The organism is Rossellomorea sp. NPDC071047 (genome assembly GCF_050270195.1).
GTDB lineage: Bacteria > Bacillota > Bacilli > Bacillales > Bacillaceae_B > Rossellomorea.
Genome location: NZ_JBNNJT010000002.1, coordinates 809,047 through 823,316 on the forward strand (window position 1 = coordinate 809,047; position 14,270 = coordinate 823,316).

The 14,270-nt window shown below is 41.8% G+C and carries 15 protein-coding genes and 1 rRNA gene; 13 read left to right on the plus strand and 3 right to left on the minus strand.

The genetic code is table 11. From position 1 onward, the window contains the following. The first annotated feature begins 2 nt into the window (after positions 1-2). The 3 genes from ACQKFO_RS11955 to nikC all read left to right on the plus strand — a co-directional run bounded on the left by ACQKFO_RS11955 (position 3) and on the right by nikC (position 3,672). Entirely contained in the window at positions 3-1,592 is a 1,590-nt protein-coding gene (locus ACQKFO_RS11955; protein WP_427598917.1) for an ABC transporter substrate-binding protein, read from the plus strand. Between the two features lie 150 nt (positions 1,593-1,742). Continuing rightward, positions 1,743-2,747 (plus strand): ABC transporter permease, encoded by a 1,005-nt coding sequence (locus tag ACQKFO_RS11960; protein WP_427598863.1) that lies wholly within the window; start codon positions 1,743-1,745, stop codon positions 2,745-2,747. Positions 2,748-2,775: 28 nt separating this feature from the next. After that, positions 2,776-3,672, plus strand: a complete 897-nt coding sequence (gene nikC / locus ACQKFO_RS11965) for a nickel transporter permease (RefSeq protein WP_044339707.1) — start codon at positions 2,776-2,778, stop codon at positions 3,670-3,672. Between the two features lie 49 nt (positions 3,673-3,721). Here the strand turns inward: nikC and ACQKFO_RS11970 are convergent, their stop codons facing one another. Continuing rightward, on the minus strand, positions 3,722-4,804 hold the full coding sequence (locus ACQKFO_RS11970; RefSeq protein ID WP_427598864.1) for an FUSC family protein: 1,083 nt from the start codon (positions 4,802-4,804) through the stop codon (positions 3,722-3,724). 274 nt (positions 4,805-5,078) lie between these two features. After that, positions 5,079-6,365 (minus strand): glutamate-1-semialdehyde 2,1-aminomutase, encoded by a 1,287-nt coding sequence (locus ACQKFO_RS11975; protein ID WP_427598866.1) that lies wholly within the window; start codon positions 6,363-6,365, stop codon positions 5,079-5,081. A 200-nt stretch (positions 6,366-6,565) separates the two neighbouring features. Here ACQKFO_RS11975 and ACQKFO_RS11980 point away from each other — a divergent pair, with 200 nt between their 5' ends. The 8 genes from ACQKFO_RS11980 to perR all read left to right on the plus strand — a co-directional run bounded on the left by ACQKFO_RS11980 (position 6,566) and on the right by perR (position 12,483). Beyond that, entirely contained in the window at positions 6,566-7,576 is a 1,011-nt protein-coding gene (locus ACQKFO_RS11980) for an ABC transporter ATP-binding protein (RefSeq protein ID WP_427598867.1), read from the plus strand. Positions 7,577-7,627: 51 nt separating this feature from the next. Next, positions 7,628-8,419, plus strand: a complete 792-nt coding sequence (locus tag ACQKFO_RS11985) for an ABC transporter permease (protein ID WP_427598868.1) — start codon at positions 7,628-7,630, stop codon at positions 8,417-8,419. 3 nt (positions 8,420-8,422) lie between these two features. After that, positions 8,423-9,208 carry an ABC transporter permease gene (locus ACQKFO_RS11990; protein ID WP_427598870.1) on the plus strand — a complete coding sequence of 262 codons (786 nt, stop codon included), beginning with the start codon at positions 8,423-8,425 and terminating at the stop codon, positions 9,206-9,208. 62 nt (positions 9,209-9,270) lie between these two features. Next, complete coding sequence (locus ACQKFO_RS11995) at positions 9,271-9,675, plus strand: ion channel (RefSeq protein WP_148968122.1); 405 nt, start codon at positions 9,271-9,273, stop codon at positions 9,673-9,675. Positions 9,676-9,746: 71 nt separating this feature from the next. Next, entirely contained in the window at positions 9,747-10,211 is a 465-nt protein-coding gene (gene bcp, locus ACQKFO_RS12000; protein ID WP_427598871.1) for a thioredoxin-dependent thiol peroxidase, read from the plus strand. Positions 10,212-10,448: 237 nt separating this feature from the next. After that, positions 10,449-11,399: a D-2-hydroxyacid dehydrogenase gene (locus ACQKFO_RS12005; RefSeq protein ID WP_427598872.1), complete on the plus strand. Its 951-nt coding sequence runs from the start codon at positions 10,449-10,451 to the stop codon at positions 11,397-11,399. Position 11,400: 1 nt separating this feature from the next. Next, positions 11,401-11,949 carry a cob(I)yrinic acid a,c-diamide adenosyltransferase gene (locus ACQKFO_RS12010; RefSeq protein ID WP_149157430.1) on the plus strand — a complete coding sequence of 183 codons (549 nt, stop codon included), beginning with the start codon at positions 11,401-11,403 and terminating at the stop codon, positions 11,947-11,949. A gap of 93 nt (positions 11,950-12,042) precedes the next feature. Further along, on the plus strand, positions 12,043-12,483 hold the full coding sequence (gene perR, locus ACQKFO_RS12015) for a peroxide-responsive transcriptional repressor PerR (RefSeq protein ID WP_425383239.1): 441 nt from the start codon (positions 12,043-12,045) through the stop codon (positions 12,481-12,483). A gap of 81 nt (positions 12,484-12,564) precedes the next feature. On the opposite strand, the gene ACQKFO_RS12020 is transcribed toward perR, so the two are convergent. Next, entirely contained in the window at positions 12,565-12,912 is a 348-nt protein-coding gene (locus ACQKFO_RS12020; RefSeq protein WP_148968126.1) for a YgzB family protein, read from the minus strand. 154 nt (positions 12,913-13,066) lie between these two features. On the opposite strand from ACQKFO_RS12020, the gene ACQKFO_RS12025 reads away from it, so the two are divergent. Continuing rightward, positions 13,067-13,933, plus strand: coding sequence for a nucleotidyltransferase-like protein (locus ACQKFO_RS12025; protein WP_427598873.1), 867 nt, complete (start codon positions 13,067-13,069; stop codon positions 13,931-13,933). Positions 13,934-14,193: 260 nt separating this feature from the next. Further along, positions 14,194-14,270, plus strand: a 16S ribosomal RNA gene (locus ACQKFO_RS12030); the annotation flags it as partial.

The window sequence follows — 14,270 nt, forward strand, 5'->3', positions numbered from 1 at the left end:
TAATGCTGCTCATCCTACTCGTATCATCTGTTCTTTACGGATGTGGAGGAAATGAAAGCTCTTCAGGCGAAGGCAGCGACAGTAAAGATAGCGGCGATCCAAAAGTATTGATCTTTGGTCGCGGGGGGGACTCGGTAGCACTTGATCCTGCTGCGGTTACAGATGGTGAATCATTTAAAGTAACAAAGAATATCTTCGAAACTTTAGTTGAATTTGGTGAACAGGATACAGAACCAAATCCAGGATTAGCTGAAGAGTGGAAGGTATCTGAAGACGGGTTAACGTATACTTTCACACTTCGTGAAGGTGTTAAATTCCAAGATGGTACAGATTTCAATGCTGACGCAGTCGTGAAGAACTTCGAGCGTTGGATGAATGGTAATGAAGAAGCATTCTACTACTATAAATCTATGTTTGGTGGATTTAAAGGTGATGAAGGTCACGTTATCAATGAAGTAAAAGCTGTTGATGAGAAAACTGTTGAGTTTGTCCTTAAACGTCCACAGGCTCCGTTCTTAAAGAACATTGCAATGAGCCCGTTTGCGATTGTAAGTCCTAAAGCTCTTGATGAGTTAGGTGACAAGTTAGGCGAAGCACCGACTGATGCAGGAACAGGTCCTTTCAAGTTCAAAGAGTGGAAGCGTAATGACAAAATCGTTTTAGTTAAGAATGAAGACTACTGGAAAAAAGATCTACCGAAATTAGATCAAGTTGTCTTCAAATCAATTCCTGAAAACTCTGCCCGTCTAAACGCGCTGGTTTCAGGTGAAATCGATCTTGCAGATGGTATCAATCCAAGTGATGCAGCTCAAGTTGAAGGTAACGACCAATTACAATTATTCGAACGTCCTTCTATGAACGTTGGATACTTGGGGTTAACATCGACTCGAAAACCTTTTGATAATCCAAAAGTACGCCAGGCAATTAACTATGCAATCAACAAGCAGGAAATCATCGACGCATTCTTCGAAGGAAGAGCAGAAGTAGCGAAAAACCCAATGCCTCCAGTTATTGGCGGTTACAATGACGCGCTTGAAGGATACGAATACAATCCTGAAAAAGCAAAAGAACTTCTTGCAGAAGCAGGACTTGAAGATGGATTTGAAATGGAATTATGGGCAATGCCAGTCCCACGTCCATACATGCCGGATGGACAAAAAGTAGCTGAAGCGATTCAGGCAGACCTTCAAGAAGTAGGAGTGAAAGCGAAAATCGTATCTTACGAGTGGGCGACATACTTAGAAAAAGCCCGTAACGGAGAAGCGGATGCGTTCTTACTTGGGTGGACTGGTGACAATGGTGATGCAGATAACTTCCTATATGTATTACTTGATAAAGACAATATCGGAAGCAATAACTACACTTACTACAGCAATGATGAGCTTCATGAATTATTAATTGCTGCTCAATCTGAAACAGATCAAGCAAAACGTGAAGAGATGTACAAACAGGCTCAGGAAATCATCCATGAAGATGCTCCTTGGGTACCGTTGGCTCACTCTACACCGTTATTAGCTGGTAGTGCGGCTGTGAAGAATTTCAAACCGCACCCAACTGGATCTGACTTCTTAGGTGCAGTAGACATGGAATAGTCCTAATAAGATTCAACCTAGGGGAGATAACTTTTTAGTCTCCCCTTTGTACATAGAAAAGCAGAGGCGGCTCGTTCAGCCCCGACAAGCATGAAATATTTAAGCAAGCTTCCAAGAATACTAGAATCTCCTTTCAGAGAGGTGAACAAAATGTTTCAATACACCATTCGAAGATTACTTCAATTAATACCCGTATTATTAGGGATGACCTTTATTGTATTCTTTATCATTCGGGCGATACCTGGAGACCCTGCCCAAGTGATCCTTGGTCAACAGGCTTCAAAAGAAGCCATAGAACAGCTAAGAACACAGTTAGGTCTTGATAATGCCTGGTATGTTCAATATTTTGAGTATCTTAAAGGCCTATTAACAGGTGATTTAGGCAGCTCTATTCGTACAAAAACAGAAGTTTCAAGTGAAATATGGCCATACTTGGCTGCGACAGCGGAATTGGCGATTGTAGCGATCGTCATTGCCGTGGTCATAGGGGTGAATGCAGGTATAATCAGTGCCTGGTTCCAGAACTCATGGTTTGATTATACTGCCATGATATTGGCTTTGGTCGGGGTGTCTATGCCGATCTTCTGGCTTGGTTTGATGGAACAGTGGATCTTCGGTATTCAACTTGACTGGCTTCCAACCACAGGAAGGGAAAACATTCGTAATCCAATCGATGCCATTACGAATCTCTATATTTTAGACACCATCATACAAGGACGTTTCGATCAATTAGGTGAAGTGATGAGGCATCTGATCCTTCCGGGTATTGCACTTGCCACGATTCCTATGGCGATCATTGCACGTATGACCCGTTCGAGTATGCTTGAAGTCATGCGTTCGGATTACATTCGAACTGCTCGTGCCAAAGGTCTGAAAATGTTCTGGGTTGTGTACAAGCATTCCCTTAAAAATGCCATCATTCCCGTATTGACGGTAATCGGTCTGCAAATGGGGCTCCTTTTAGGTGGAGCGATATTGACAGAGACGATCTTTGGATGGCCTGGAATTGGTCGCTATATTTATGAAGCGATCGGCTTCCGTGATTATCCTGTTGTACAGTCGGGCATTCTCGTAGTGGCAACGATCTTTGTCACAATTAACTTAATTGTCGATCTACTATATGCTGCTGTCGATCCGCGCATTAAATACAACTAACATCAATAGAAGAAAGAGGTGAACTCTCATGGCAGAATTAGCAGAACCGCAAAAAGAGCTTCATCCTTCCCTGCAGGAGGAAACGGTTTCTCCCTGGAAGGAAGCGTGGAAAAGCTTTCGAAAAAACAAAATCGCTTTAGTCGGATTTTTTATCGTGCTTTTCTTTGTCGTATTAGCCATTGCTGCACCAGTCATTGCCCCACAAGGGATCAATGAACAAGATTTATCGAAAAGACTGCAGGCTCCATCTTCTGAACATTGGCTCGGGACAGATGACTTTGGACGGGATATATTGTCCAGAATTATTTATGGGGCACGAATTTCATTATGGGTAGGCTTTTTTGCAGTAATCGGTTCAGCAGTAGTAGGAAGTCTACTGGGAATTGTGGCAGGCTATTATGGAAGATGGGTGGATACGATTATCTCACGAATCTTTGATATCATGCTTGCATTTCCAAGTATCCTTTTAGCGATAGCCGTTGTAGCTGCTCTTGGGCCATCCCTGAGAAATGCTCTAATTGCCATTGCGATTATCAATATCCCTAACTTTGGGCGACTCATCCGGTCACGGGTGTTGAGTGTAAAGCAGGAAGAGTACGTGATGGCTGCGAAAGCCATTGGGATGAAAGATAGCCGTATTCTATTGAGTCATATCCTTCCTAACAGTATGGCGCCGATCATTGTGCAAGGAACTCTTGCCATTGCGACTGCTATAATCGAAGCCGCGGCACTTGGCTTCCTTGGTTTAGGTGCACAAGCACCGCAACCCGAATGGGGGAAAATGCTGGCTGATGCACGTACGTTCATGCTGCAAGCCCCGTGGACAATGATCTTCCCGGGACTTGCCATCATGCTGACGGTACTGGGATTCAACTTGATGGGGGACGGACTTCGGGATGCCCTTGATCCTAAAATGAAAAACTAAATAGAACAAAAAAACGGAGCAAAGGAAATTACATCCTTTGCTCCGTTTTTTATTCTTCTTCTTCACCGATCATCACTTCATTGTCTTCTTTATGATACGATTGGAAGCTTGTAATGAGTTTTTCTAAGTGCTCTAAATGCTCATCGTATTCAAAGATAGCCGAGAAAATATGAAGCAGATGGAAATTATGAATATTATCATCTTTACTATGCTGTTTTACTTCCTGGATCATGATATTCATCAGTTCTTTTCGATGCATGCACACATCCTGCTGGGCTTCTGACTCAGTATGGGGATGCATTTTACCCAGGAACTTCAATAGAAGCTGTTCGTGGTAAGTAAGGAGACAATCAAGCTGTCCTTTGATCACGCCACGTAATTCATCGGGTAACTGGAAGATTTCATTTTCATACCGGTTTAATCGCTTCAAGATGTCAAAGCTTCGATTCGTTGATGAAATCATCTGACGGAAAATGACAAGCTTACGACTTTTAACGATCGAATTTTTCTTGAAATAATCCCGTTCTTCTCTATAGAGAAGGTACAATTGATCGACTTTTATAAGCTTTTCTTTAATACGCTCCAAGTCTTTTTTCAAGAGGTGGAACTCTGTTGCGTGTCTTGAACTTAATCGAATCCACTTTAAGATTTCTTCTGTAGAATCAGATATTTTATGATAAAGCTTCGTTTCGTATTTTGGCGGCAGGAAGATCAGATTAATAATGAACGATGAAAATACCCCGATCATAATGGTTGAGAAGCGGATGAATGCGAATTGGATAAAGTCTTGATCCGTCACTTCCATAATCGCGATCAACGTTACAAGAGCAAGGCCAATCGTGTTCTGAAGCTTCAATTTAAGAATGATGGCAATCGCTATGACAGCAGCGAGACCCACGATAAGAGGATTGCTGCCGAATAAAAGAACAAAAATAACGGCAATCCCGGCACCTATGAGGTTCGCTTGAATTTGTTCGATAATCGATAGATAAGAACGATAAATGGTGGGCTGGACGGCAAACACTGCCGCGATTCCAGCAAACACTGGAGACGGTATATTCAATAGCTGAGATACAAGTAAAGCTAATACAATCGCAATTCCCGTTTTAAGGATGCGAGCACCAAGTTTCATGGAATTAGGATCCTTTCTTGTGTAACTTTTTTATAAACAATACTGTACTATACATGTACTTACAAGCAATATCAATAGGGAAATTTAAATATGTTTCTACAAAATATGTACCTTTTTGAGGAAGTGAATAAACAAATTACAGCAATGGAATTCTTCTTCCAAATGAATAGATATGACAGGAAGAGGAGAGTTATTCATAACAAGTGAACAAAAAAGACTGCTCTGACAGGTTAGAATTCCTGTGGAGCAGCCTTTGATACGTTTATTAATTCAATTATAATTGAGCAAATGCACAATCGACAGCTTCGATCGTTTCCTCTATATCCTGTTCAGTATGGGCAGTTGTTAGGAACCATGCCTCATATTTAGATGGAGCAAGATTGATTCCCTGATTCAGCATCAGCTTAAAGAACCTGGCGAACATTTCTCCATCGGTTGCTTCCGCTTGCTCATAGTTCTCCACTTTTGCTGTAGTAAAGTAAAGAGTGAGAGCTCCTTTCAATCTGTTAATGGAGATCGGTGTGTTATGTTTTTCAGCTGCAGTAAGGATCCCTTTTTCAAGCATTTCCCCGAGTTTATCAAGTTTCTCATATACGCCTTCTTCTTTTAATACTTCAAGACAGGCGATTCCTGAAAGGATGGAAGCGGGATTTCCTGCCATTGTACCTGCTTGATAGGCAGGTCCTAACGGGGCGACCTGTTCCATGATTTCTTTCTTCCCGCCGTAAGCTCCGATTGGAAGACCGCCGCCGATGATTTTCCCCAGTGCCGTTAAGTCAGGCTTTACCTTTAACATATCCTGAGCTCCGCCGTACATGAATCGGAATGCCGTGATGACTTCATCATAAATGACAAGGGAACCGGCATTATGAGCAATGTCATTCACTTGCTCAAGAAACCCTTCTTTCGGTTCTACAATTCCGAAGTTCCCTACGATGGGTTCCACGAGCACTGCTGCAATTTGATCTCCCCATTTTTCCATTGCTGCTTTAAATGGTTCGATGTCGTTGAATGGAACCGTGATGACTTCCTGGGCGATGCTCTTAGGAACACCGGCAGAATCAGGAGTTCCTAATGTAGATGGTCCGGATCCAGCTGCAACCAGTACCAGATCTGAGTGACCGTGATAGCAGCCTGCGAATTTAATGACTTTGTCTTTCCCGGTGTATGCTCTTGCAACACGAATCGTTGTCATTACCGCTTCAGTCCCGGAGTTTACAAATCGAACCTTGTCCATGTAAGGCATTGCTTCTTTGATCATTTTGGCAAACTTCACTTCATGACGGGTAGGGGTTCCGTAAAGGACTCCGTTTTCCGCCGCTGTTTTGATCGCTTCTGTAATATGTGGGTGGGCGTGACCGGTAATGATAGGTCCATATGCTGCCAGATAATCGATGTATTTATTTCCGTCTACATCCCAGAAATATGCGCCTTGACCTCTTTCCATTGCAACCGGAGAGCCTCCGCCCACTGCTTTGTATGAGCGTGAAGGGCTATTCACTCCTCCTACGATATGTTCCAATGCTTCTGTATGTAAAGTTTCTGATTCAGTATATTTCATGTTTTCCTCCTATATATGTGTATTTAGCTATCTACTACTCTTCTATTGTAGTACGGTCATTTCCACTTTAGCAAATAGGGAATCATTGGGCCCACTAATTTTCAAGCAGACTGTTCAAATGGAAACAGATCTGTGTGGTACACTATTCTTTGTTTGTAAAAGAAGGACCGAAACTTTTTTTGAAATTAGGAGGACGCAATATGAATGCAATTGAAGTAAATCACTTGCGTAAGGAATTCAAGGCTTTTTCCAGTCGTTCCGGATTAAAAGGGGCATTCAGGGATTTGTTTACGCGTAATTATAAAATCGTTCCTGCGGTGAACGATATTTCATTCAATGTGAAGCAGGGTGAGATGGTCGGGTACATCGGTGAAAATGGAGCCGGAAAATCCACTACCATCAAGATGCTGACTGGGATTTTGACGCCGACCGGGGGAGAGCTGAACGTCAATGGAATGAATCCTCATCGTGACCGGGAGAAATTCGTTCAGACGATCGGGGTCGTGTTTGGGCAGCGTTCCCAGCTCTGGTGGGATATTGCGGTTCAGGAATCCTTCCAGCTCTTAAAGAAAGTGTACAAAGTCCCTGATCAACAATATAAAGCACATATGGATCATGTGATTGAAACGCTGGATATCGCGTCGCTACTGGACAAGCCGGTCCGTAAATTATCACTGGGGCAGCGAATGAGATGTGAATTGGCAGCTGCTCTTGTCCATAATCCACCTTTACTTTTCTTGGATGAACCTACAATTGGACTGGATGTTCTGGTGAAACTTAAAATCCGCCAATTTTTAAAAGAAATAAACGAGAAGTACAATACTACGATTCTTCTAACCACCCATGATTTAACCGACATCGAAGCTCTTTGTGAACGAGTCGTGATGTTGGATGAAGGGAAAATCATTTATGACGGGGCTCTGAGTCAGCTCAAGGAAAATTGGGGAGATCAAAAGGAAGTCGTGTTTCAATTTCTGGACGACACGTCTCTGTCCGCTCTATCCGATCTTACTAAGAATCAAAACATCTCCTGGTCTTTTGATGAAAAAAAGCAAAGCTATTCAGCAGTAATTGAAGCGGATGATGAAGTCATCTCACAACTGATAACGAAAATCGTTGCGAGTTTCAAAGTGAAAGACATGAAGATTGAAGAAACGACTACGGAGGAAATCATACGGAACATCTATGAAAAAGGGGCTGTGACGAGATGAGTGTGGGATTAAAAGCTACCGGTTCAGCTCCAGTGTGTCTGGGAGGGTATCATGGCTAAGTATATAGAAATGATTCGCATCCGCTTCCTCATGATGCTGGCGTACCGAACTAATTATTACAGTGGAATATTAATTTACAGTATCAATATTGGAGCTTACTATTTCTTATGGCAGGCCATCTACGGAGGAAAAAGTGATATTGAAGGATTATCGATCATTCAGATGACGACTTATGTGGCCGTATCGTGGATGGCGAGGGCCTTTTACTTTAATAATATCGACCGTGAAATCGCTCAGGAAATCAAGGAGGGGAAAGTGGCGGTTGAATTTATCAGGCCCTATAACTATCTGGGGATGAAGACGATGCAGGGGCTCGGAGAAGGAATCTTCAGACTGTTGTTTTTCTCGTTCCCGGGAATGATTATTGTCAGCCTCATCTTCCCGCTGCAATTCGGGACAGGGTTTGATACATTGGGCTTATTTGCGATTTCAATCGTGTTTAGCTTCATTATCAATACACAAATCAATTTACTGACGGGTATCACGACCTTTTTCTTATTTAATAATGATGGCCTCATACGGGCGAAACGGGTGGTCATTGATTTGTTTTCCGGCTTATTGCTGCCGATTCATTTTTTTCCCCTTTGGGCGCAGAATGTGATGGGATACTTACCGTTCCAGAGTATAAGTTATGTTCCCAGCATGATTTTTACCAATGGCTTTACGACTTCTGAATCATTCAACGCAATTCTTATGCAGGGCGTATGGTCATTGATTCTTCTCATACCAATTAAGATACTCTGGGTCATGGCAAAAAAACAAATGATTATTCAAGGAGGGTGACGGATGTTTTATGTAAAGATGTTTTTCCAATATGTCGCCCAATATATGAAAATCAGGCTGCAATACAGGGCCGACCTGGTAGTAGAGATTCTTTCTGATTTACTGTTTCAGGCTGTTAACCTCGTATTTATCCTGGTCGTGTTTGGCCATACTCAGCTTCTGAGCGGATGGACAAGAGACGAAATTATTTTCATATATGGTTTCTTCCTGGTCCCGTTTGCACTATTCAGTTCGTTCTTCAACATTTGGGACTTTAACGACCGTTATGTGGTGAAGGGGGAGTTCGACCGGATCCTGACCCGTCCCATACACAGCTTGTTTCAAATCATTTTAGAGCGAATGGAACTGGAGTCGCTGTTCGGAGTGATTACAGGAATGGCGGTTATGTTCTACGCCGGGGGAAGACTGGATATTACCTTTGAATGGTATGAACCCGTTTTATTTATCCTCTTTGTAATCGGGGGAGCCCTTGTATATGCAGGAATCTTCATCGCCCTTGCAAGTATCGGATTCTGGTCGGATGCGAAAACGTCGATCATGCCGATGATGTACAATATCGGTAACTATGGAAGATACCCCGTTGATATCTATAATAATGTGATTCGTTTCGTGTTAACGTGGATTCTTCCATTCGCGTTCGTTGGAGTCTATCCATCTGCCTTTTTCCTGGAAAAGACGGAATGGTACCCATATTCGTTTCTGACTCCATTTGTGGGCATCGGGTTTTTCATCTTCTCAATCGTGTTATGGAATGAAGGAGTGAAACGATACAGAGGTGCAGGTAACTAGAATGAATCTGAAGTATTAAGCGTACATATAGGAAGACAAGCAGAAAAAAAGAGGGTATGTACATGCTTTATATCATTGGATTTTTCATTCTGTTCTGCATGGTGATGAGTTTAAGGGCCTTGTTTTATCCTTCAAGGTGGAAAGAGCATCATGTTTCACTTCATCATTTTCTCTTTTTGGGAATGAGCTATATCACGATCATGATCGGATTCGGTCTTCTGTTCACACTCTTTGAGCTTGAAGGGATTCCGATTCTCGTTGAAGGAGGGGAACCCTTAACAGGGAACTTTCTAGATCATTTTTTCACTACGATGTATTTCAGTGGCATCACCCTTTTCTCGGTAGGGTACGGGGACGTAACCCCTGTTGGTATAGGGAGGGGGATTGCCCTCATTGAATCATGGCTCGGTTACACCATACCTGCCGCCTTTGTCGTGAAGTCATTTTTAAACTACGAAAACAAATAGCATATGGTTTGAGTTTTTCCCTCCTATTGGGTACGCTAAAGTTAGAAAATATTCAATGGAGGGGAACATATATGACAGTGGGTCAAAAAGCACCGGAATTTGAATTACTTGCAAGTAATGGAGAAAAGGTGAAGCTTTCAGATTATCAGGGGAAAAACGTGGTCCTATATTTCTATCCTAAGGACATGACCCCAGGTTGTACGACAGAAGCATGTGATTTCAGAGATCAGCACGAAAACTTTGAGGGTTTGGATGCTGTTATCTTAGGAGTGAGTCCGGATCCTGTTGAGAAGCATGAAAAATTTGTAGACAAGCATGGATTGCCATTCCTACTTCTTGTAGACGAAGAACACAAGGTGGCAGAGGAATACGGCGTATGGAAGCTGAAGAAAAATTTCGGGAAAGAATATATGGGGATCGAGCGTTCCACCTTCATTATTGATAAAGAAGGAAACCTTTCAAAGGAATGGAGAAAAGTTAAAGTGAAGGGACATGTGGATGAGGCTCTTCAATATATTCAAGAGAATCTTTCCTAAGCCTATTTCTAAGCCTATTTCTAAGCCTATTTTAACTGAGTCGAGGCTTTTGTCCATTCACAAAACGTGTAAGGACATATAGTAAGAGTAGGGCAACCTCCTCAAATAAGTCAGTCTCATCCGTGTAAGGATCGACCAGGTCGATCCTCTTTTTTTTTGCATATTAGGATGCTGAAAATAGGGTGATCTTGAACAAATATGGTAAAATATTGTGAAATAGGGATGGGGGGCAGCTACATGAAAATCATCTTCACATTTCAACCTAAGGAACCATTTGTCTCAGACTTAAAGGATAGTTTCCCTGAGGTTGAGTTTCTTTTTTATAAAAAAATGAAAGAAGCAGAGAAAAAACTTCCGGAAGCAGAAGTGATCGTCACTATGGGGGAAGATTTGACCGACTTTCACATTGAAAAGAGCAAGAAATGCAAATGGATCATGGTCACCTCGGCAGGCCTTGAGAAGATGCCGTTTAAAGCTATCAAAAAACGAGGTATCCTGGTGACAAATGCAAGGGGAATTCATAAAGTTCCTATGGCTGAGTTTACAATCGGATTGATGCTTCAGCATGCAAAGCAGCTTCAAGCAGTATGGAAACAGGAAAAGGATAACGTGTGGAGCAGGAGGCTTCCAACCTCGGAACTTCATGAAGCGTCACTCCTTATACTGGGAGCGGGAGCAATTGGAGGAGAAATCGCACGATTGGCAAAAGCGTTTCACATGGAAGTGAAGGGTGTGAACTCTACCGGCTTTCCTGCAGAACATTTTGACAGTATGTTCACCCTGAAGACATTTCAGACGGAGCTCTCAAATGCCGATTACATTCTATCCGTTCTGCCCAGCACTGAGAAAACGAAGCATATACTGCAGGTTGAGCATTTTGAACAAATGAAGGACACGGCTGTTTTCATCAATATAGGTCGAGGGGATCTAGTGGAGGAATCCGTTCTCCTTGAAGTAAGTGAAAAGAATTTAATACAACAGATGTACCTTGATGTATTTGAAAAGGAACCATTACCAGAGGATCACCCGTTCTGGCATAATGAAGGCATAACGGTGACGCCTCATCTTTCCAGCATCACAAAAAAATACATGCCAAGAGCACTTGAAATATTTAAAAAGAATTTAACTACATATCTTAAGAATAGTGAAAACTATATTAACGTGATCGATGCAGAGAGGGGATATTAGGATGAAAATTTATACAAAAACCGGAGATAAGGGAACGACATCATTGGTATATGGAACCAGAGTGTCAAAAAAAGATCAGCGGGTTGAGGCATACGGGACATGCGATGAAGCGAATTCCATGATCGGTTTAGGTCTAAGCTACCTTAAAGCTGAATACTTTGATGGAAAAGAAAAGTTTGAGGAGTTCTTTCATAAGGTGCAAACGATTCTCTTTCATGTTGGCGCGGAACTGGCAACGCCTGCAGGAAAAGAAGTGAAGTGGAAGCTTGAACAATCACATATTAAAGAACTGGAAGAGCAAATAGACTTTCTTGATGGTGCCCTCACGCCCCTTAGCAATTTCATCCTTCCGGGAGGTCAGCCTGCCGGAGCTGCACTTCATACAGCCAGAACAATCGTGAGAAGAGCCGAAAGAGAAGCGGTTGGGATTGATGAAGACATTAATCCGTTGGTCCTTTCTTATTTGAACAGACTTTCTGACTACCTATTCGTCGCAGGGCGATATATTAACCAACAGCTTGGGGAACAAGAGAAAAACTTACATGAGTAACTAGGGAGAAAGATTGACAAAAGGGACCGTTGATTAGTACACTATTTATAAAGATTATAAAATAATAATTCTTATGAAAAGAGGTGCATGACGATGTCTGAAGAAGGACAATTAAAGGAAGCGATTTCGACATTGAAGGAAACGGGAGTCCGTATTACTCCTCAACGTCATGCGATATTAGAGTATCTCATTGATTCAATGGCCCATCCAACTGCTGATGACATATATAAAGCACTCGAAGGAAAATTCCCGAACATGAGTGTCGCTACTGTCTACAATAACTTACGCGTATTCCGTGAAGTAGGGTTAGTGAAAGAGTTGACCTACGGTGATGCTTCCAGTCGCTTCGATTTTGTGACAACGGATCATTACCATGTCATCTGTGATGGCTGCGGGAAAATCGTTGACTTCCATTATCCTGGACTGGATGAAGTTGAACAATTGGCTTCCCACGTAACAGGTTTCAAGGTGAATAACCACCGAATGGAAATCTACGGAACATGTTCTGACTGCTCTACAAAGGAAACCCACTAGATAAGGATGGTCCTAATATCAGGGCCATTCTTTTTTAATGCAAAAAAAAGACCTTCAGCAGAAGGTCTTTTCTCATTCGGGTTATCTTTTCTTTTTATTATAGTCCTCATCAAACTCTTCGCCTTCCAAGTTCGGATCAAGAGTCAATGGTTCATTACAATACATACACATATCTACTCGTCCAAGGACTTTTGTGACCTTCCCGCAATTAGGACATGTAACTTGAACAGCCTTAGTTGATAGCATCCCGATCCAGAAATAGACAACCGTGCTTCCGATGATTGCCAGAAAACCCAGCAGCATGAATGTTGTCATAACCCATGGATGTTCTCTAAAATATATACCTACGTACATAATTATAAATCCGATGAAAACCAAACTTAAGGCAAACGTACGGATTTTATTAATTTTACTCGAATATTTAGCCATTTGTTTGTCCCTCCTAAAAAAATACTATACCATAATTGTAGTAAGAAGAGGGATACGAAACCGTTTTGTCGAAAAATGACTATATTCAGAGAAGGAAATCGCCTTTGAATGTCGAAATAGTAACCAACCAATGAGTGATGTGGAGGAGTATGAAATGGAAGACATTTTACGACCGCTATACCAAGAGCGTACAAGTCACCCCAATACTTTAGGAGCGCTTTTAATAGAACAAAGCAAGAAGTCCAGTCCGTTGACGGATACTTTTGATATTGTCCTTTTTCTAGTGGTGAAAGAAGCTGAAGAGCCAGTATTCATTAAACACTATTCTTATAAAGAACAGAAGGCAGCCTTACATATCGTAACGGAAGCTAAGCTGAATGAGTGGATATTACTAGGGTCCAACCGAAAAGTGATCGATTGGCTATTTAATGGTAAGATGCTGTTCGACCGCAACGAATATATTCATAATCTTAAAACAGAATTAAGAGATTTCCCGTTTTATGGTAGAAAGATAAAGATGGGGATGGAATTTGCCAAGTTGATTCGTCGATACATGGACGGTAAAGAATTCTTTGAAAGCAAGCATTATTTAGATGCCTATAATCATATCGTCCATTCCTTACACCATCTGGCCAGGCTTGCGGTTATCGAAAACGGATTTCATCCTGAGGTGACGGTATGGAACCAGGTAAAACAAATAGAGCCTGAAATCTACAAGTTGTATGAAGAACTCGTAACAAGTGATGAGGAGATCGATAAACGACTTGAGCTACTGTTTCTGGCAAGTGAGTTTCTCATTCACTCAAGAACGAAGGTTTCAACGGAACATCTATTAAGCATACTGGACCAGAAAGAACATTGGACGTTCCAGGATCTTCTCAATCATTCAGAGTCCAAACATTATTCTGTGGATTTAAGCATGCTCATTGAATATCTGACAGATAAAGGATTCGTTGAAATTGTTAATGTAGAGACAAAGGGACAGGGGATTTATCACCGTTATTATCGAGCAGTAAAATAATTATAGTAAAATATTAATTATTCGTTGACTTCAATATGAAACCTTGTTATATTAGTAAATGTCGCTGCTGAACGACGACAACGAGCGGTCAGTGGCGACTTAAATAATCTTAAAAAGTTGTTGACATTAACTCCATAACTTGGTAAGATAAAAAAGTCGCTTAAACGAAGTGATTGCACATTGAACCTTGAAAACTGAACAAAACAAGACAATACGTCAACGTTAATTCTAGATTTATTTTTAAAGAGCTATTCAAACTTTTATCGGAGAGTTTGATCCTGGCTCAGGACGAACGCTGGCGGCGTGCCTAATACATGCAAGTCGAGCGGATTGATGG

Excerpts from the sequence above, each read along its gene's own strand:
- ACQKFO_RS11990 (WP_427598870.1), top strand. The coding sequence starts at position 8,423 with ATGTTTTATGTAAAGATGTTTTTCCAATATGTCGCCCAATATATGAAA.
- ACQKFO_RS11975 (WP_427598866.1), bottom strand. The coding sequence starts at position 6,365 with ATGAAATATACTGAATCAGAAACTTTACATACAGAAGCATTGGAACAT.
- ACQKFO_RS12025 (WP_427598873.1), top strand. The coding sequence starts at position 13,067 with ATGGAAGACATTTTACGACCGCTATACCAAGAGCGTACAAGTCACCCC.
- ACQKFO_RS11955 (WP_427598917.1), top strand. The coding sequence starts at position 3 with ATGCTGCTCATCCTACTCGTATCATCTGTTCTTTACGGATGTGGAGGA.
- ACQKFO_RS11995 (WP_148968122.1), top strand. The coding sequence starts at position 9,271 with ATGCTTTATATCATTGGATTTTTCATTCTGTTCTGCATGGTGATGAGT.
- nikC (WP_044339707.1), top strand. The coding sequence starts at position 2,776 with ATGGCAGAATTAGCAGAACCGCAAAAAGAGCTTCATCCTTCCCTGCAG.
- perR (WP_425383239.1), top strand. The coding sequence starts at position 12,043 with ATGTCTGAAGAAGGACAATTAAAGGAAGCGATTTCGACATTGAAGGAA.
- ACQKFO_RS12010 (WP_149157430.1), top strand. The coding sequence starts at position 11,401 with ATGAAAATTTATACAAAAACCGGAGATAAGGGAACGACATCATTGGTA.
- ACQKFO_RS12020 (WP_148968126.1), bottom strand. The coding sequence starts at position 12,912 with ATGGCTAAATATTCGAGTAAAATTAATAAAATCCGTACGTTTGCCTTA.
- ACQKFO_RS11960 (WP_427598863.1), top strand. The coding sequence starts at position 1,743 with ATGTTTCAATACACCATTCGAAGATTACTTCAATTAATACCCGTATTA.
- ACQKFO_RS11970 (WP_427598864.1), bottom strand. The coding sequence starts at position 4,804 with ATGAAACTTGGTGCTCGCATCCTTAAAACGGGAATTGCGATTGTATTA.
- ACQKFO_RS12005 (WP_427598872.1), top strand. The coding sequence starts at position 10,449 with ATGAAAATCATCTTCACATTTCAACCTAAGGAACCATTTGTCTCAGAC.
- ACQKFO_RS11980 (WP_427598867.1), top strand. The coding sequence starts at position 6,566 with ATGAATGCAATTGAAGTAAATCACTTGCGTAAGGAATTCAAGGCTTTT.
- ACQKFO_RS11985 (WP_427598868.1), top strand. The coding sequence starts at position 7,628 with ATGGCTAAGTATATAGAAATGATTCGCATCCGCTTCCTCATGATGCTG.
- bcp (WP_427598871.1), top strand. The coding sequence starts at position 9,747 with ATGACAGTGGGTCAAAAAGCACCGGAATTTGAATTACTTGCAAGTAAT.